Source organism: Nonomuraea sp. K271 (genome assembly GCF_009908215.1).
GTDB classification, from domain to species: Bacteria; Actinomycetota; Actinomycetes; order Streptosporangiales; family Streptosporangiaceae; genus Nonomuraea; species Nonomuraea longispora.
The window spans coordinates 32,078-50,610 of the sequence record NZ_JAAAHR010000048.1; the positions used below are offsets into that span (position 1 = coordinate 32,078).

Annotated in this window: 10 protein-coding genes and 3 pseudogenes; 7 read left to right on the forward strand and 6 right to left on the reverse strand. The window is 63.7% G+C overall.

What is annotated here, in order from left to right; translation table 11 throughout:
- Nucleotides 1–179: 179 nt before the first annotated feature.
- Entirely contained in the window at nt 180–2,123 is a 1,944-nt protein-coding gene (locus GUY59_RS18685; protein WP_138201830.1) for a hypothetical protein, read from the forward strand.
- 9 nt (nt 2,124–2,132) lie between these two features.
- Here GUY59_RS18685 and GUY59_RS18690 read toward each other — a convergent pair whose 3' ends face one another.
- Together GUY59_RS18690 and GUY59_RS18695 are read right to left on the reverse strand one after the other, a co-directional pair.
- Nucleotides 2,133–3,503 carry a caspase family protein gene (locus GUY59_RS18690; protein WP_138201829.1) on the reverse strand — a complete coding sequence of 457 codons (1,371 nt, stop codon included), beginning with the start codon at nt 3,501–3,503 and terminating at the stop codon, nt 2,133–2,135.
- On the reverse strand, nt 3,504–3,857 hold the full coding sequence (locus tag GUY59_RS18695) for an effector-associated constant component EACC1 (RefSeq protein WP_138201828.1): 354 nt from the start codon (nt 3,855–3,857) through the stop codon (nt 3,504–3,506).
- 244 nt (nt 3,858–4,101) lie between these two features.
- Between GUY59_RS18695 and GUY59_RS51370 the strand changes: the two are divergent.
- The 3 genes and pseudogenes from GUY59_RS51370 to GUY59_RS51375 form a co-directional block, all read left to right on the forward strand.
- Nucleotides 4,102–4,578, forward strand: a pseudogene (locus GUY59_RS51370) (IS701 family transposase); the annotation flags it as partial.
- Nucleotides 4,579–4,625: 47 nt separating this feature from the next.
- Nucleotides 4,626–5,375: a hypothetical protein gene (locus tag GUY59_RS48790; RefSeq protein ID WP_236667272.1), complete on the forward strand. Its 750-nt coding sequence runs from the start codon at nt 4,626–4,628 to the stop codon at nt 5,373–5,375.
- A 1,270-nt stretch (nt 5,376–6,645) separates the two neighbouring features.
- Nucleotides 6,646–7,179: a DNRLRE domain-containing protein gene (locus GUY59_RS51375; RefSeq protein WP_138201826.1), complete on the forward strand. Its 534-nt coding sequence runs from the start codon at nt 6,646–6,648 to the stop codon at nt 7,177–7,179.
- Here GUY59_RS51375 and GUY59_RS18715 read toward each other — a convergent pair.
- Nucleotides 7,085–7,591, reverse strand: a pseudogene (locus GUY59_RS18715) (IS3 family transposase); the annotation flags it as partial. The gene GUY59_RS51375 and the pseudogene GUY59_RS18715 overlap by 95 nt on opposite strands.
- Complete coding sequence (locus tag GUY59_RS18720; protein ID WP_138201824.1) at nt 7,585–7,875, reverse strand: transposase; 291 nt, start codon at nt 7,873–7,875, stop codon at nt 7,585–7,587. The pseudogene GUY59_RS18715 and the gene GUY59_RS18720, both read right to left, overlap by 7 nt.
- A gap of 261 nt (nt 7,876–8,136) precedes the next feature.
- On the opposite strand from GUY59_RS18720, the gene GUY59_RS47525 reads away from it, so the two are divergent.
- The 3 genes and pseudogenes from GUY59_RS47525 to GUY59_RS18725 all read left to right on the forward strand — a co-directional run bounded on the left by GUY59_RS47525 (nt 8,137) and on the right by GUY59_RS18725 (nt 9,884).
- Nucleotides 8,137–8,406, forward strand: a complete 270-nt coding sequence (locus GUY59_RS47525) for a hypothetical protein (RefSeq protein WP_201761033.1) — start codon at nt 8,137–8,139, stop codon at nt 8,404–8,406.
- A pseudogene (locus tag GUY59_RS51380) lies at nt 8,391–8,444 on the forward strand (hypothetical protein); the annotation flags it as partial. The gene GUY59_RS47525 and the pseudogene GUY59_RS51380, both read left to right, overlap by 16 nt.
- Before the next feature lie 15 nt (nt 8,445–8,459).
- Nucleotides 8,460–9,884: a transposase gene (locus GUY59_RS18725; protein WP_252374999.1), complete on the forward strand. Its 1,425-nt coding sequence runs from the start codon at nt 8,460–8,462 to the stop codon at nt 9,882–9,884.
- 220 nt (nt 9,885–10,104) lie between these two features.
- Here the strand turns inward: GUY59_RS18725 and GUY59_RS18730 are convergent, their stop codons facing one another.
- Together GUY59_RS18730 and GUY59_RS18735 are read right to left on the reverse strand one after the other, a co-directional pair.
- On the reverse strand, nt 10,105–10,710 hold the full coding sequence (locus GUY59_RS18730) for a DUF4240 domain-containing protein (protein WP_161714606.1): 606 nt from the start codon (nt 10,708–10,710) through the stop codon (nt 10,105–10,107).
- 182 nt (nt 10,711–10,892) lie between these two features.
- Nucleotides 10,893–18,344, reverse strand: a complete 7,452-nt coding sequence (locus GUY59_RS18735) for an RHS repeat-associated core domain-containing protein (RefSeq protein WP_138201822.1) — start codon at nt 18,342–18,344, stop codon at nt 10,893–10,895.
- Between the last annotated feature and the right edge of the window lie 189 nt (nt 18,345–18,533).

Below are 18,533 nucleotides of genomic sequence, written 5' to 3' on the forward strand. Positions count from 1 at the left end.
CACGTCCCCGACACCCTGTCAGCATGACTCACTGTCCCATTTCGGACACCCTCTATCTCGATCTTCCTTCAACAATATTGGCCTTATAAAATATCTTTGGCCGGATTGCACCTTATTGCATGACAGTGCTTTGCGTGGTACGACGGTACTCGCGAACGATTGCCTTGCAGGAGACGCCCGTGGGCTGGTTACTGTGTATCCTCGGCCTAGCCGGCATTGTGGCTGAGGGGCGATATTTAAACATAGAGTCTGTTGCATCCCAATACTGGACGCTGCCGGTGTGCGCGGCAGGACTGGGAATCCTGTTGATCGAAAGAAGTGCGCTAGCCTATTGGGCTGCACTCACGGTCGGCGGCGGCTGGCTGTATTTCGCCAGTACCACTTATCTGGACACAAGCGGCTGGGCGGTCCATGGCGAGCTGATGGCCCTCACTCTGATCTTGTGCGGCACCCTGCTCTCCGCGAACACGCTTGCCGTCAATTACGTGGCGGTCTTCAGGCTGGGCCTGCTGAGCCTTGCCATTTGGGGTGTACTGATCTGGAGCCAGCAAGACGGGCTCGAGTACGAGAATATCCGTGAACTCGTCAATCGCTATCAGGAGTACATTCCGAGGGCACGGGAAATCGCCTTGGAGGCTGCCTGCGTCCTGGGGACGGTGTGGGTTCTGAACAGAGTTCGCAGTGACGACCCCGCGGTTAGAGCGCACTTATTGATGACCGGTGGCCTGATCCTTGTGACATCCGAATTAGCTTGGTCCTGGTCAGTGCCATCGTGGCGCCATCAAGTCCTCCTCATCGGCTGGGTCTTCGCCACCTTCGGACTCGCGGCATACATCGTCAGCTGCTTCGCTCAGAAGAGGTACATGGCGTTAATCCTCGTGCCCTTGCTCATTGGTATAGGAGGAAAGGTAGCACTCACTACGTGGCAGGATCGCGTGCACGCGACGACTCTGCATCTCGAACTGGCTCACACTTTCATGATTGGCATGATAGTGGTCGCTGCCGCCGCGCTGACCACCGGAATGGTCGACGCATTGTTCAGCTCGCCTAATGACGAGTCCAACCTGCCGTCGCTCCTTGTCGGGTCTTCCATAGCGGCGTGGGCGGGTATCGCCACAACGGTACTGACGCTGATAATTATCGCCACGTACTCCCTTCCGTCGATCGGCAGCAGCCTACTGACACTTCTGGCAGCCGCCGCATGCATGTTCTTCTTCCTGTCGGTGTGGGCTGCTGTGCTGATTGTCGTCGACGAATCATTTCGTGAGGCCATACCGGAATTTGCAGGCATGCGCGAGCTTTGGCTCATTGCCATCCTAAAGGGCCCGAAAGACTTCGGATCCGGACCTTCCCTCGCGCTTGGTGGCACCGTGCTCCTCGCTGTTCTGGGCTTTTTGCCGGAATGGTCAGCTTTCCCCTTCCTTCGCCTGGTAGCCGCGACTCTCCTTGTCGTGGGCGTTACGAGCATGTCCAGCATGGTCATGCTTCGGCTGCAAGAAGACGGTGAGGTAAAGTACGCAACTGATCCCTCTTCACACCGCCTCGAACACATGGCGCATCAGGCATATCTGGTGCCGATCGGCGTGGGAGCCGGCATGACCGCCACAACGTTGATGTTTGTCGTCACTGCCGACATCTGGCTCTCAATAAGGATCGTGCTCGCGCTGCTTGCGTCCGCGGGGTTCGTGATAGCCACCATTCCCCTCCTCTACGGCCTGGCCGCTCCGACTCTGCGTCGTGCGGGCATAACCCTGGAAGATCTTGGTGAGCAGTTCATCGGTTGGCTCAAAGGCGGTGACAGGCTCCAATGGATGCTGACGAGCGCCAGCTCGACGAATGTGATACGAAGGTCCGCGATCAAAAGTGGATTGGGGCTCTGCGTCGGGGTGGCATCGATTGTCTTCTCGGCAGCGTTCCAGCTATATCTTGTGCTCGAGGTCCTACTCATACTGATGGCCGTTGTCGGCATAGTGTCCGCTGCCGGCTTCGGCTGGCTCACGGTGGACGGCGTGGCCGTAGTCGAGAGAGACGACCTGCTCGCTCGAACGCGAACCTTCGCCCACAGCAAGCGCTCCACGTTCCGGCTTCTGCCCGAGCTCGACCAAGCCAGCTCGGACCGATGAATGGTCGAGCTAGGGCTTGGCCAGCCTCTGCAGGGCCGTCTCAAGGCACGCCCGCTCGACATCCGTAAGATTTCTGTCTCGACGCAGCCCTCTGACCATCGAGACGGCCAGCTCGCCATCTTCCAGATCCTTCGCCAGTTGTTCCGCGGCCACGACGCAGGTGGTGATGTCAATTTCCATGGCCCTCATCAGGCGTGCCATATGAATGCCCCACAGATCCGCGTCCGAAAGGTGCATGTGCCAACGCTGATAGGACCGGATCGGCGCATTCCAGTTATCTTCCTGCAGCTGCTCGAGCCATTCCTGTGTGCTTGGCGGAAGGGTCAGGATGCGCCTCGACTCCTGCAGAGCCTCTTCCGATCCCTTCTCGGTGATCGTCTTGAGTCCAGCAACCGCCGCAGCGCTATATCCGAGTATGCCCAAATAAAATATTGCATTGATCTGGAAGAGCAGAGGTAGGTCCTGATTGATAGCGATGATGTTCAGGGCGGCCAAGAAGTCCTTGTTTCCCTTCTTCGCCTTGTCGATGATCCCTTCGAGCGCGATGATCCTGGCTCGGGGCTCGGCGTCTTTATCACCTACTTGACCGTAGAGCGTCATGTAACTCGGGCCCGCGCTCTTGGGCTCCTTTGCCCGTGGATCGAACGCGCTGTTGCGGACCAGGCCGACATCGCTGGCAGTCCCGTTGTTAACGCGTTTAGGCGCGGGATGGCTCCCGGCTCGCAATAGCCAATCCAGTGCCGTGTACAGATCGTTCAGCGAGATCGTTTCCGGGCCCTCCGAGATACCGTTCTTGAGTACATCGATCATCACACCTGTGAATGCGGTGTAGGGCTCTCCGGCGGGAGCATTGGAAGTCTTGTTGGCAGCTGACGACGCGAGAATGAATGCTCCCTCGACGCGAGCAGCGTCGATGATCGCGTCGACATCGTCATCGCCAAGAACAGCAGGTAGCGCAGCGCCTGAAAAGCAGCAATCGAGGATGAGGACCCGGATCTGGGCGCGGCTGGCCATGATCGCCTTTTGCAGGTCGCCTATTCTTAGTCCAGTGTATTCGAGCTGCTCCTGGGTTGTATCGGAGAGGGTCAATATTAGATCGCCGTCGGGCGCGCGCGCCGCGTGCCCGCAATAGTAGACCAGAAACATGTCCTCAACGTCGTCCCCAAATTTCGCGACACGAGCGACCAGATTGTCCGCGAAAGATGGATGAATGACTTCGCATCTTTGACCAGAGAAGCCGCCATTAACGGGATGTGTGAGGGCTGCCTTAAGGTCAGTCAGGTTTCGATTGACGGCGGGGATCGGATGGATTGCCGAGTCGGTGTATTCTCCAACACCTATGAGGACCGCTTGGGACTTCGCTCGGATGGGCAGCCTCATCTATTCCTCATCAAGGGAGCGGCTTACCTCCTTGGCCAGTTCGTTGATGCGATCCGCGCTGAGTCCGCGGACGCGCTGGCTCGTAATCTTTATCGATCGCTTCTGGTTCTTCACCTCTACCGTTATGGTTCCCCGCAAACTACGGAGCCAGATGAGCGCGGCGAGAATGGTAGGTGTCAGAGCATCGGCCCGGTCCAGGACGAGCTGAAGTACCTCGCTTGCCGAACCAAGCTTGTCGGGGTCTTGCGAGGGTGTTTGCCAACGTATGTGACGTCTTATGTCGTCGTCTGCGGCCAGCCACTCTTTAAGAGCCTGAGATTCGGCGTCGCCCTCTACGTAAAGGCTGAGGTTCATATCGTGATGGTAGACGCATGGTCCAATCCCGGGGAGGAACGATGTTGTAGCGGAGGAGCAGGTGCTCTCCGTTACGGCAGCCGTAGATCGTGATTTCGAAGGCGTTGCCGCTGGTCGTGTGCCGTGACGCGAAGAGCCGCCGCGATCATGTCGAGGTGTGAATCAAGATCAGGCCGCGGCGGCTCGTGCCGTCACCGTAGCGCATGATGACCATGCCGCTCTACAACAGGAACTCCTGGCCCGGGTGGCCGGATGCTTCCCCCGCCGCGAAAGCCGCACCACCTGCGGGCAAATGCTGGCCGGGCTGCTGATGGAGCTGGAGGACAAGAACTGCTGGACGCTGGCCGAGGCGGTCGGGCATCCCACTCCTGACCGGCTGCAGCACTTCCTGGCCCGGGCCTCCTGGGACGAGCAACAGGTGATGACCCAGCTCGCCCGGTGGGCGATCGAGCACTTGGACGACGGCGACACCGACCACACCGTGCTGATCATCGACGAGACCGCCGACGCCAAGTCCTCCACCGACGCGGCCGGCGCCGCCCGCCAATACAGCGGCACCCTCGGCGGCGTGGCGTTATGCCAGGTCGCGGTCCATCTCGCCTACGCCACCCCGCGCGGGCACACCATCCTCGATCGGGCCCTGTACCTGCCCGAAGGCCGCGCGGCCGATGAGGAACACCGCGAACTGGCCCACATCCCCGAGCAGACCATGTTCGCCACCAAGCCCCAACTCGCAGCCGCCTTGCTCCAGCGCGCCCACGCGGCCGGGTGCGCGCCGCCTTCGCCGCCGGGGACGAGGTCTACGGCGGACGCGAACTGCGCACCCGCATCCGCGCCCTGGACCTGGGCTATGTGCTGGCCGTCCGCTCCAGCACCACGGTTGTCACCCACGCCGGCCGCACCCTCACCGCCAAGGACACCGCCGGGCTCATCCCCGCCGGCGCCTGGATGCGGCTACGCACCGGCAGCGGCACCAAGGGCACCCGCCACTACGACTGGGCGATGCTGGCCATCCAGCCCGACGACACCCCCAACGGACAAGATCCCGGACACGCCGCCCTGCTGGTCCGCCGCCACCGCTACACCGGCCATACCTCCTTCTACCGCTGCTGGAGCCCGCACCTGGTGCCGCTGGCCCGCCTGATCCACGTCGCCACATGCCGATGGCGCATCGAGGAAGATCACCAGCTTGCCAAGCAGACCTGCGGCCTGGACACCGGACAGGTCATCCGCTGGCGTTCCTGGCACCGCTGGAGCACCATGGCCCTGCTCGCCTACGCCTTCATCGCCGTGGCCACCGCCCGCCAGCGTCAGCTCGACGGCCCCCTCGTCGAACACCTCCGCCTGGTCGCCATCGCCATCCCCGAACTGCTCCGCCAACTCCGCGGCATCGTCATCCCCGACCCTCGACGAGACCCCGAACACCGCCTGACCTGGTCCATCTGGCGGCGGCGACACCAATACCGCGCCCGCCTCTGCCACCAGCGATGGCACGCCTACGCCGAGACAACACCATGATCACAACGATCTACGGCTGCCGTATCCGTCTGGGAACCAGACGTTCATACGCCGCTACCTGCGTGCACAGACGCCCTCGGGATCAGGATGGGCAGGTCATCGGACAGCGCGCTATGTACAGCAACGGATTCGATGACCTCAAGGCCTACCATGTTGCTTCCTGTCCGCCTGCTCATGGACCTACGAACTGGCTCCGCTTGCCAGTGAGTGACACGAGGTCCAAGGCTTGATGGTTGTGGGGACATCCGCGGGATGATCTTTCAGATGGCGCGGACAGCGCGAGGTATCTGCGCACGTCAGAGCATGTCGATGAGCTATACAGCCCCCACTCTCCTAAAGCGGGTGCCGCAGGTTCGAATCCTGCCGGGGGCACGCATCTGACCAGGCATTTCAGCCCCTGACCTGCGGCTTTCCAGCCGCAGGTCTTTTGCTTTGTGGACCTTGATAGGTAGCCGAGAGCGCCCGTATGCAGCCGTAGGACCATGATCCGGGGATATGGTCGGGATGATCTTGGCGGCGTTTTCCCAGGTCAACTCCCGTTTCTGGGTCATTCAGGTCTCCGGCAACCCACCACGATGCCCAAGCACAGGACCAACACGGCCGTAGATTAAATCCAGCCTCGGCGACCTCACCCTGTCAACGGGCGGCAACACCGACGCCGCCACCTACACCGGCTCCCAGGGCAAGGCGGCCATCGCCGCACCCGACAGGCTGCCCGACCCGGTGGTCAAGAACAACACCGCCACCTACCCCGACGCCTATGGCCCCGGCACCGACCTGGTCGTGACCGTTACCCCGAGCGGCTTCCGCCACGACGTCGTCATCCGCCAGCGGTCGGCCAAGGACCTCAAACTACGCGTGCCCATGCGCCTGCCCGACGGCCTCAAATTGGGCAAGGGCCCGGACAAGACCCCCGGCGTACTCAACGCCAAGGGCAAAGAGGTCGACGACCTGTCGGCCGCGCCCATGCTGGACGCCGCCGCTATGGCCAGCCCTGACCAAGGGCACGTCGGCCAGGCGAAGGCCACGGTGGACGGCGACAGCGTGATTCTCACCGCCAAGGCCGACTTCCTCACCGACCCAGCCGTCACCTACCCGGTCACGGTCACCGCCGCCTCGGAAATCTGCGAGGGCACCGGCATCGCCGGCGACACCCACGTCAGCAACGTACTTCCCAACGGCGACGACAACGCTCTACTGGAGTCCCTGACCGCCGGCCGCTCACACAGCGGAACCCGCACCCACCGCGCCTACATCCGCTTCAACATCCATGACACACCACTCATGGGCGCCAATCACCAACGCCGACCTGCGCCTGCACAACTACAACTCCCACACCTGCAGCGACGACAACCCCGGCATCGTCGCCCACCGCATCACCGATCCCTGGACCGTCAACACGCTGACCTGGAACAACCAACCGGATATCACCATCAACGGCCAGGTCGGCAACCAAGGCGCCTACAGCGCGACCATCCCCTGCCCCGAAGGGGAAGGCGAACTGTACTACTCCATCGAAGACATGGTGCGCGAATGGGTGGCCGGTGAGCCCGACGAAGGCGTCCGACTCACCTCCCCCACCGAAACCGTCGCCCAGAACTGGCGCTCCTACCGCTCCGACGAATACGGCGGCTACGACACCTACCCCTTCACCCCTCGCGGCCCCGTCCTCTTTGTCGAGTACGAGCCCGTTGCAGCTCGGTGCGATAGTGATCGGCCATCGCCCAGCCCAGCACCGCCTTGCTGTGGCAGTCGATCACCGTGGCCAGGTAGAGGAAGCCCTCCCAGGTGCGGATATAGGTGATGTCGCCGACCAGCTTGACGCCCGGCCGCTCGGCGGTCCAGTCACGGCCGACCAAGTCGGGGACGCCGCGGAAGTCGCCGGAGACGGTGGTGGCCGGCCGGAACGCCCTCACCTGAGCCGGAATGAGGCCCTGCTCCCACATCAGGGCACGCACCAGCTCGGCCGAGCAGCGCTCGCCGCGGCGGGCCAGGGCGGCGTGCACGCGCGGGTAGCCGTAGGTCTCGTGCGAGCCGACGAAGATCTCGGCGACCGACGCGGCCAGCAGCGCCCGGCGCTGCGCGGTGGCCGAGACCGGCCGCTGCCGCCACTCGTAGTAGCCCGAGCGGGACACGCCTAGCCAGGCGCACATCTTCACGATGGAGTGACAGGCCTTCTCCGCGTCGATGAGCTCGTACTTGGCGAGCGTCATCGAGTCTCGGACGCGAAGAAGGCGGCCGCTTTTTTCAGGAAGATCAACTTCTCGCGCAGCTCGGCGTTCTCCCGCTCCAGCTCCCTGATCCGCGCCCGTTCAGGACCGGGGACCGGCTGCCGGTCCTCCTGCGCGCTCACGACCCGATGCCGGTTCACCCAGCTGCCCAGAGTGCTGGCGTTGATGTCGAACTCGCGCGCCACCGACGCGACCATCCGATCGCCCTCCAGCACCATGCGGACGGCTTCTTCCTTGAACTCCGGCGAGAACTGCCTGCGACGCCTCACGTACCTACCTCTTCCAGACTGCTGTCAGCTTATGTAGCTGGCTGTCCGGAATCTTCTAGGCACCTCACAAGCCGCATCAGCGTGCATGCAAGCGTATCCGCAGCTCAGACTCCAGATCTGTGCGCTTTTGTCGCTACAGATGATCCTGCTGGTTAACTCGCGACACGCGGCTGTAGGTTCGTGACCTGAGTCTTTGACGTCCGGGATCATGCGGTACGCGGCCGGGTTTCCCCCTGCTCCCGGTCGCGGATGGAGTGGTCGGTGTCGATGCAACCCCGGTCCTGGCCGGAACCGGACCCGGTGATCGCGGCGGCGATCCGTTCGATGTATCGCGGCAAGCGGCAGCCGCCGCTACCCGTCCGGGTCCGGGATGAGCTGGGCGAGCTGTTCGCCGACGCGGAGTTCGCCGCAGCGTTCGGGACCGAGGGCAAGCCAGGCTGGTCACCGGGCCGGCTGGCGTTGATCACGGTGTTGCAGCGGGTGGAGAACCTCACGACCGGCAGGCCGCCGAGACCGTGCGAGCGGACTTGAGCTGGAAGTACGCCTTGGGCCTGGCGATGGATGATCCCGGTTTCGATGCCAGTGTGCTGAGTGAGTTCCGGACTCGGGTCATCGCCCACGGGCTGGAGGAGAGGGCGCTGGACCTGCTGTTGGCCAAGCTTGTCGGCAAAGGCCTGATCGGGGCGGGTGGCAAGCAGCGGACCGACTCCACCCACGTGATCAGCGCGGTCCGTGACCTGAACCGGCTGGAGCTGGCCGGGGAATGCGTCCGCGCCGCCTTGGAAGCCATCTCGGCCGCCGACCCCGGCTGGACGAGCAGGGTCCTGGAGCTGCCCGGATGGGCCGAACGCTACCGCGCCCGCATCGACTCCTGGCGGCTGCCGGCCTCGGAGACCAGACGCGCCGAGCTTGCGTGCGCCTACGGCGCGGACGGCTATGCGCTGGTGGAAGCGGTATACGCGCCGTTCTCCCCCCTCTGGCTGCGGAATCTGCCCGCGGTGCAGGTGCTGCGGGTCATGTTGATCCAGAACTATGTGCGCGTCACCGACCGGAAAGGACGGGAGGTGGTCAAGCGGCGGCGGCCCCTCGAAGACGGCGGAGAGGGACTGCCGCCGGGCAGAGTGCGGCTGACCTCCCCCTACGATGTCGACGCCCGGTGGGCGGCCAAGGGTGACGACATGTTCTGGAACGGCTACAAGCTGCACGTCAGCGAGACCTGCCACACCACCGCCGACACGAACGGTGACACGAACGGTGACACGAACTTCGTGCCGCCTAACCTGATCACGAACGTGGCCACCACGGACGCGACCGTGCCCGACAGCCAGATGACCGGGAAGATCCATCAGATGCTCGCGGCACGTGGCCTGCTGCCCAGCGAGCACTACCTCGATTCCGGCTACCCGTCCGCGGAACTCCTCGTCGATGCCCGCCAGAGGTTCGGGATCGCGCTCATCACCCCCGTTCTGCTGGATCACTCATCGCAAGCCCGCGCCGCCGCCGGCTACGACCGTTCTGCGTTCACCATCTACTGGGACGCCGAGCAGGTCAGGTGCCCGCAAGGGCAGGCGAATTCCTCGTGGAGCCGATGCACCCAGCGCGACACCGAGGCGATCGTGGTCAAGTTCAGCGGCGAAATCTGCAGGCCGTGCCCGGTTCGCTCCTTGTGCACCTCGGCCAAGAAGGGCGGACGCCAGCTCACCATCCGTCCCCGTCCACTTCAAGAAGCCCTTGACCAGGCCCGCGTGGATCAGACCAGCAGGGACTGGCAGGACAAGTACAAGCTCCGCGCCGGAGTCGAGGGCACCATGCGCCAGGCCGTCGCGGTCACCGGAGTCCGCCGGGCCCGCTACCGAGGACTGGCGAAGGTCCACCTCGAACACGTCTTCTCCGCCGTGGCGCTCAACCTCATCCGCCTGGACGCCTGGTGGAACGGGAACCCGCTCGACCGGACCCGCACCAGCCACCTCGCCCGCCTCGAACTGGCAGAACTCGCTCTCGCGGCCTGAGCCGAGTTAACCAGCAGGGTCACAGATCTGGGAGCGCGGGCGGAATCGCGGCAAGGTAAGTCAGCAACGAGCCTCCGGTAGAGGAATCGGATCTTGGTCGTTGCGGGCTCACCGAGAGCCTCTGTTCTGTCAACCGGTCCCGCCACCGCCCCGACTGACCTAGACGATCAGCTCGGAAAACCTCACTCACTCAATCGCCGTGGATTATTCGGAGAGCAACTCATCGAAGGCCACTACGATACCGTTCCATAAAGCTATAGCTTCGCGGAAGTCTAGTTTGCACTTGGACACAGTCATCGATGTCCCATTCCTCACCTATCAGCGTTGATATTATCGAGGAACCATTCCTCGCTTCAGCCTCCGCATACAGGCTCTCGACAGACTTGCCCGATATATCGACATACGGCTTAAATGCCACATATGCCAGGCGCTCAAATTGCGGCAGCTCGTCCCGCGACGCTACCGACGAATCTTCCGCTTCGAGCGCGAGTCGCATCTGGCGTTGCTCAATCAAGCCGTCCGGATTCAGAACTGCGCCTTCATACACTGAACGACCAAGGCCGATGAGCCAAAGTTTGAAGTATTCAAAACTGTCGAGCGACCCAATGTCGAAAACGTTGCAAAAAACACCATATAGATCCCACGTGTGAGCCTGGTTCCTCATGTCTATAAGCAGTGCATGGAAATCGATTATCTCATCTACAGTCCGTCGAGATAGCTGTTCCTGCAGCCAGTAGAGCCGAGAAGCCTGGGAACTTTCCTGATTACTCGCCCCTTCTATTAGCGCCCAAAAATTATCCCTATTCAGATACTGAAAGTCGCACATGCTTACACCTCGAGTCTCGGGCCAAGTGCACGAAAAGTGACCATAGAACCCGCAAGCCGCCATCTGAAGTCATGCCGGCCGGCTCTCGCAGCCCTCCATCGGCGCCCATCGCTATGTGAGCTACTACGCGATAGCCTTCTAGTACGGCTAGCCTTACGGACCCATAATCGAGCTTGTATACATTACTTAAGACCTTTATCTGTCCCTCCCGAGCTAGAACCAAGCCATCTCCATGAATTCCCTCTTCCGCCGCCAGGCTGCCCCCACCTGCCGCTCCCTGATCCGCCTATTCGCAACTCGAGGCGTACGTTACGAGGGCCAGCTCCTGCTGGCTCACGCAGGCCGACACCGAGCTGTCTGAGAAGTTTGAAACCGACTGCGCGGCGCTCGTTCCGTTGCGGCTTCTGTAGCTTCATTGGCCTTTGCGCCAGGAAAGGATCTCCTTTTTTTGCTATCCATCGTTTCAGCGCCACTCCGGCGTCATAAATGATATCTTCCAAGCCCGCCAACAGGTTTGCGTCATGAGATCTATAAATAACCTGGAGTTTACAATACCCCAACTTTTTGCATGCCTCATAACTATTGTAATCGTATTGCCGTTCTCGCAGATCGTCCGTCTTTCCCACTTTGAGGAGAGATCCATCTTTGCTGACGAGAACATATACCCCTCCTATATGATTTCTGTCGCCTAGTCCATCATCTCCATTCCAAAGCAGTGCGGCGAAGCCAGGAAATCCCCACTTAACCATCATCAGCCGGACGTTGAACTCTTGCCGCCATCGCTCCTCGTCTCGCGTGCAAGCGCCCCGATTATGCGTGCAGTATTCGCGGGCAAGCACCTTCTCGGTTACGGCTAACCAATTAGCACCGCCCGACAGGTCGTTGATGCAGTCCGCCTCCACACAGATGGCACCGGAGTCGATCATATCTTGGATGTAATCCATGGCTCGACCGATGGACGAGAACGCTATTTTTTCCCTGTTCCACCAAATGAAGTATTTGCGCGGCTTGTCCGGGTCCAATGAAGCGGAGGCGCCGTGAGCTTGGATGCCACTCGACAGAATATGCCACGCAGCAGCCAGGGTGATAACAGAAACGCCCGTGTAGGCCTGCTCGATAAACTCATGAATAGCACTATCTCCCGATTCCCAGAATCCGCTAGGTGGCATCCATCCGTTCGGGAGAAGGTTCATTCGCTTCATTTCTTCGACGGTCATCACGTTGACCAGATTGGTGACAACCGCGCCGCAGCCGCCGTAGGTGTCGCAGCCGATGGGGCCGCCGCCTCTTGATATACCGCAGCTTCCAATGCAATAGCCGCCTTCACCCCCCTCGTCGCCTCCGTAAATGATGCCGTGCTGGGCATAAATGTCGGTGGCTGATTGGTAGCCGATGCCTGGTGTGTAGTGCCCACTTCCTGTGCTGACGGTGTTGTGGCCGGTGGGGTCGGTGCCGGTGAGGGGTGAGGCGTTGGCGTAGGTGTAGCGGTTGGCCTGGACCGAGGGGTTGGGGTTCAGGGTCATGGTGTCGCGGCTGGTGAAGGTGGCGGTGCTGGGTTGGTACCAGCGGGCGTGCATGTTGACCTTGCCGGTGTCGGGGTCGGTGTATTCGCCCTGGTAGCCGAGCTGGGTTGTGGTTCCGGTCTGGGCGGTGACGGCGCCGAACGGGTCGTAGGCGGTGGAGGTCTGCAGGGTGGTGGTGTAGGTGGCCACGAGGTCGCCGTGCAGGTCGCTGAACGCGGCCACCGCCGGGCTGCTGCCTTCCTTGAGGCCGAGCAGGGCGCCGCCGGCGTCGCGGGCGTAGCGTGCCTGGACTGTTCCGCTGCTGTCGGTGATGGCGGCCAGGTCGTTGCCGAGCCCGGAGTAGGCGAAGGTCTGCTTGGTGGTGCCGCGGATGCGGCTGGTGAGGCGGTCGAGGGCGTCGTAGGCGTAGACGCTGTCGCCGTCGGCGATGAGCCGGTCGAAGGCGTCGAAGGTGTAGTCGGTGGTGGTGCCGGCCTTGGTCTCGGTGGCCAGGGTGCCGCGCGGGGTGTAGGTGTAGGTGCTGCCGTCGCCGGTCAGCAGCCGGTTGCGTTCGTCGTAGGTGAAGGTCTTGTCGCCGGCCTTGGTGCGGTTGCCGGCGGCGTCCCACTCATAAGCGGTGGTGGCGCCGTCAGGGGCGGACCAGGAGGTGAGGCGGCCGGCGTGGTCGTAGGCGTAGGTGCTGGTACCCGCCCCGGCCGTGCCCGCGGTGGTCTTGGTGGTGAGGTTGTCGTCGGTGTCCCAGCCGTAGGTGATCTTCGCGAGCTGGGTGCCGGAGCCGTTCTGCAGCGTCTGACCGGTGAGGCGGTCCATGGGGTCGTAGTCGAAGCTCTGGGTGCTGGCCTGGCCGCTGGTGGCGGTGACGGTCTTCAGGCGGCTGGCCTGGTCGTAGCCGTAGGTGAGGGTGCGGTTCGTGACCGGGTCGGTGGCGGTCTTCAGGCGATTGGCGTTGTCCCAGGTGAAGGTGGCGGTGCCGGCGGCGTCGATGCGCTGGGTGGGGTTGCCGAGCGCGTCGTAGCTGTAGGCGGTCTCCTGGGTGCTGCCGCGCGTCACCGTCAGGGGCAGGTTGCGGTCGTTGTAGTCGACGGTCAGGTTCCCGGCGGTGGTCATGCGGTTGGCCAGGTCGTAGCCGAAGGTGCGCTCGGCGGTGGCCGCGTCGCCGCCCGCGCCGGTTTCCTTGGTGAGGCGGCCGAGGTGGTCGAAGGTGCGGTCGATGCGGACGCCGCCGGGCTGGAGGGTGGCGACCGGGTTGCCGGCCGCGTCGTAGAGGTGGGTCCAGGTGCGGTCGGCCGCGTCCGGGTGGGCCGTGGTGGCCGGTTCGGTCACCGATTCGGCCAGACCGAGGCTGTTGTAGGTGGTCCAGGTGGCGTTGCCCCGGCCGTCGGTGAGCCGGGTGCGGGCGCCGGTCGCGTCGTAGCCGAGGCTCGTGGTGATCGACTCGCCGTCCGAGACCGGCTCGACGAGCTCGGTGGGGCGGCCCAGGGCGTCGAACCTCTGCTGGGTGAGGTGTCCCTCGGGGGAGGTGAGGCTGGTCCGGTTGCCCGCGGCGTCGTAGCCGAAACGGTAGGTGCGCAGCACGTCGCCGGTGCGGTCGAGGTCCTTGGCGGTGATCTGCCGGCCGGCCAGGTCATAGCCGGCCGTGGTCGCGTTGCCGTTGGGGTCGGTGGTCTTGATCAGGCGTCCGGCCAGGTCGTAGTCCATGCCGGTCGTGTTGTTGTTCGGGTCGGTCACGGAGGTGACCTCACCGGCCGCGTTCACCCCGTAAGAGGTGACCTTGCCGCCCGGGGCGGTCTGCTTGACCAGCCGGCCCGCGTCGTCGTACTCCATGGTGGTGGTGTAGGACGCCGTGGACGGCTTGCGCTCGATCTGCGTGGCGGTGATCTGCCGACCAAGGTCGTCGTAGGTCGCTCCGGTACGCGCCCCGGTCGGGTCGACCGTGGCGAGCTTCTCCCCGGCCATGTCGTACTCCGTCACCCACGTCCCACCCTGCTGCCCCTCAGGGGCGGGGTCGGTGACCCGCACCTGACGACCGAGCCTGTCGTACTCGAAAGTGGTGGTCTGGCCGCGCGGATCGGTGGTCGAGATGAGCTGGCCGGCCGCATCGTAGGTGAGCGAGGTGGCCGGGGTGAGCGCGGTGCCGCCGGGCGGCGTATAAGCAGGCGCCTTCTGACCGGTCAAGCGGCCCGCCTTGTCGAAAACCGAGACGACAGTACGGCCCTCGGCGTCCGTCTCATGTGTCGTCGCACCCACCGTGTCATAACCGAACCGCACCGCAGGGCGCGCGTCATCAGCCGCGCCGGCCTTATCCACCTTGATTTGCGGGCCGGAGGTCTCCACGAGCCGGCCGAGCGCGTCATAGCGCATCTCGGTTGTGTACGCGTCCTTGTCGGCGCCCGCCACGTTGCCGCGCGGGTCGGTCGAGGCGACGGCCAGTCCGCGATCGTCATAGTCGACGGTGGTGACGATGTCCTCCTCGCCGTTCTCGACGGTCGTCCTGGTGGGGAGGTTCGTCGTGGTGTAGGCCTGTTCGGTGACCTCGGTGCGGTCGCTGTCGGCGCTGGTGCGGGTGGTCTTGATGATGTTGCCGTTGGCGTCGTAGGTGAACGCGGTTTTGCGGTCCAGCCTGCCGGGGTCGAACGTCTGCGAGGTCAGGAAACCGGCCGCGTCGTAGACACTCTCGGTCGTCGACTTCTTCTCGCCGCCGGTGACGAGCTTGATCTGGTTGCCCGCCGCATCGTAGGTGTGGTTCTCCAGCTCGACGTTCCGCGCGGTGTCGGAGCCGTTCAGCTTCACGTTGTCGGCGATCTTCTTGGCGAGCAGGTTGTCGCCGAAGTATTCGAAGGAGCTCTTGCGGCCCATCGCGTCCGACTGGGCCACCAGGCGGCCCGCCGCGTCATAGCCGAACGACGCCATGACCTTGTCGGTGGCGGGTTGCGGGTCGACCGGGCTGCCGGTCCAGCCCTTCAGCGTCTGGGTGAGCAGTTCGCCGCGCTCGCTGTAGGCGTGCTCGACCACCGCGCCCCTGGCGTCCGTCACCGTCACCGGCTTGCCGATGGTGTTCCAGCTCTGGCGCACCACACCGCCCTCAGGGTCGGTGATCGTCTCGACCCTGCCGTGGTCGTCGTAGGTGTAGACGGTCGCGCGCTCGGTGTCACCGCCGGTCAGGTCGCTGACAGTCTCGCGCAGCTTGGCGCCGTCCGGGTCATAGGCGTACGTGGTGCGCTTGGTGTGCGTGACGCCGGACACTTCGTTCTTCACACCCGGCTCGGTTCGCGTCGCCAGGCGGCCGAGCACGTCGTAGGTGAGGGCGGTCTTCACCCCGTCGGGGTGGGCTTGGGACACGTGCGAGCTCTCGCGGAGCCGGCCTAACGCGTCGTAGTCGAGTTCGACCTTCAATCCTTCGGGGTCTCGTTGCTCGGCCAGGTCACCGGCCGCGGTGTAGCGGTAGGTCCACGTGTTGCCTCTGGGGTCGGTCTGGGAGGCGACCAGGCCGGCCGGGGTGGTGCCGCCGCCGACGGCTGCTTCCGTGCCGTCGGTGTAGGCGGTCGTGACCGAGCGGCCGTCGGGAAAACCAGCGGTGGCGGGGGTGGTCTGCTTGGTCTGCTCGCCGTACTGGTTGTACTCCCACCGGGTGGCGTAGGTGTCGCTCTCCAGGTCGGACGAGCGGGCATCCCGATGGACCAGCCGCTTGTCGTTGCGCGGGTCGAACTCGTCGTCTTCGTTGAAGTGATAGTCGGCGTAGCCGTATTGGCAACTAGAGTCCGTACGACATGACTTGCCGCGGATCGGGTTGCCGTGCTTGTCGTTCCACCAGCGGACAACGTTGCCGTTGCGGTCGATCCTCTTGGCCGGGTAACCGCCGGTGTCGTACTCGTAGCTCGTCTTGAAGTCGAGCTGGTCGATCTCGTACACCAGGCGATCAGCACGTCCCTGGTCGTAGCCGTAGGTCTGCTTGCCGTCGCGCGGATCGGTCACCTCGACCGTGTTGACCTGCTTGACCCAGTCGACCTCGGGCTTGCCGATCTTCCAGGTGCCTGCGTGCCTGTCGGTGTGTGTCAGGAGGCGGTCTGTCGCGGTGTCGTAGGTGTTCTCGGCCCAGATCCGGCCAGAAGGCAGCGTGACCTGCGTCAGCTTGTTGCTGACCTTCGCACGGGCTGCCCAGTGTGCCCGGATCGTGGCCTCCGGCAACGGCTTGCCGTAGACCGCGAACTCGTCGATCGTGCCGTTGAACGCGAAAGCGCCGGAAGCCGCCGGGCCTCCCGGAATGTTCGACCAGGAGTTGGCACGGTAGCCGCTGCCGACAAACGCACGTGCACGATAGTCCGGCACGATCGTTCCGGTCAGCTCACCGGCGAGTTCACCGTCGAGATAGAGCTTCTGCTGCTCACCCGCCACCGTGAGCACCACATGATGCCACTGACCATCGTTGACCGGAGCAGCCGACGTGATCGGGGTGAACCCAGAGCCCGACAGCTCGCCCAGCTGACCCCGCAACCGCCCGTCCGTGCCGACGTACAGGACGGGTTCAGTGCCGCCGAACTGGTGGCCGAACTGATCAGCGGAGAGCACGACCCCGTTCTGAGTGGTCTTGATCCAGCCTTCGATCGAGACTTCTTTCCGCAGACGATCCAGCATGTTGAAGGAAAGTTCCATGGTGGACTTCGTGAAACCCGCGGCAGTATCGCTGCTGCCCTCCAGCGCTCCCGGCCGGCCCACGGTAACGCCGGAATAGATGCCCGTGCCACCCTCACTGCCGAGGTTGGCCGCGGGCTCGTCCTCCGCGTCGCCCAAGCGCCAATAGCCCACCGGCTCGGCATCGAGAACGACGCCCTGGTACCGAGAGCCCTGCCCATAGGTATAGGTCGTGCAGTTCGGCGCGACCGCCGGCGAGCACACCGACGTCAGATTGCCGCCCGTATAGCTATAGGTCCACGTCAGCGCCTTGCCATCCACCGCGTCAGTCGACACGGTGGCCACGCGGGACCCGTTCCAGGTGAAATGCAGCGCCCGGCCCCCGACCCCCGTCACCGAGCTGAACGTGCCACCGTCTCCGTAAGAAAGGGTCTGCGCCCGGCCCCGCCTGTCCACAATCTTCAGCAGCCGTCCCGACGCGTCGAAGTGATAGGAGGTGGAAGAGGTGTCCATCAGGCGCCAGCCACCGCCCTCCACCTCCGCCAGCACGTCCTTCATCCCAGGCGGCGGCTGGTACGTGCCGTCACCCTTGGCGGCGAACCGCACCCGCCGACCACTCGGATAGCTCACCAACAGGCTCGCCGTCGACGTTCCGGACAGCTCCGCTACGACCTTCATGTCCCACGGCGTCGACCAACCGGCGCCGAAAATGCCGTCCGTGCGCGCATCCTGGCTGTTGTACGTCCGCATCACCGACAAGGGCGGACCCGCCGTCGCCACCTGAGCGTCCACAGCGCTCGCGGTGTAGTTCCCGGCGATAGGTGAGAACTCCTGGCCCTCGCTCGCGCGCTCACCCAGATGGAGACTGTTCAACGGCTGACGCGCACCTGTAACGACCAGCTGCCTGTCGCTGACGGCGGAATCGCTGCTCTCCGGATCCACGACGCGAACCCACCACTCGTACGGCTGCCCCCATTCCAACGTGTCCTCAGGCACCCGCCAACTACTCACACCCGACTGAACGCTGGACTGCCAGCACTCCGGCGTCGGGACCGGCTCACCCGGGTCAGGAAACTCGTCCTCGTCCTCCTCCGGCTTCTCGCAGATGTTGAACCTGAAGCTCAGGTTCGCCTCCGTCCCCCCGCCCAAATTGGTCGCGCGCACAGTCAGCAGCGGAGTCGCGCTGACCAACGACCCCGTCTCGGGATACACGTGGTTGATTGCCGGAGTCGCGGCCGGCAGAGCCTGCCGATCCCTCTGCTCCGCGCGCTCGACACCGGGCGGCAGCTCGGACTTCTCCACCTCCAGCGCCTCGCCACGCCTGTCCAAAGGAAGGGCCCCCGGCACTCGGGAGTCCCCTTCAAGCGTCTGCCCGCCCGCGACCGATGTGGTGGTCACGAGGCTGGGCACGACCCCCGAAGAACCCAACTGCTGCTTGGGGAGGACCAGATCCCCCTGGCCGGCGGCAACCTGGCTGGCCATCTCCTTCAATGCCGATACAGGGGTGGCCGTCAAGGAAAGTAAGCCCGGCAGTGCGGCGGCAATGAACCTATTTCAGGCTCCGCATCGAGTGCCCTGGTCACAGCATGATCGCAAGTCCGAGGTTAGCCCCATGACGCAGCAGAGCTCCTGGTAGATGGGTTGATCACCACAACCACGCCCATCACAACC

Coding starts and splice junctions, on each gene's coding strand:
- GUY59_RS18730 (WP_161714606.1), bottom strand. CDS start 10,710: ATGTGCGACTTTCAGTATCTGAATAGGGATAATTTTTGGGCGCTAATA.
- GUY59_RS18695 (WP_138201828.1), bottom strand. CDS start 3,857: ATGAACCTCAGCCTTTACGTAGAGGGCGACGCCGAATCTCAGGCTCTT.
- GUY59_RS18735 (WP_138201822.1), bottom strand. CDS start 18,344: ATGGCCAGCCAGGTTGCCGCCGGCCAGGGGGATCTGGTCCTCCCCAAG.
- GUY59_RS18690 (WP_138201829.1), bottom strand. CDS start 3,503: ATGAGGCTGCCCATCCGAGCGAAGTCCCAAGCGGTCCTCATAGGTGTT.
- GUY59_RS51375 (WP_138201826.1), top strand. CDS start 6,646: ATGACACACCACTCATGGGCGCCAATCACCAACGCCGACCTGCGCCTG.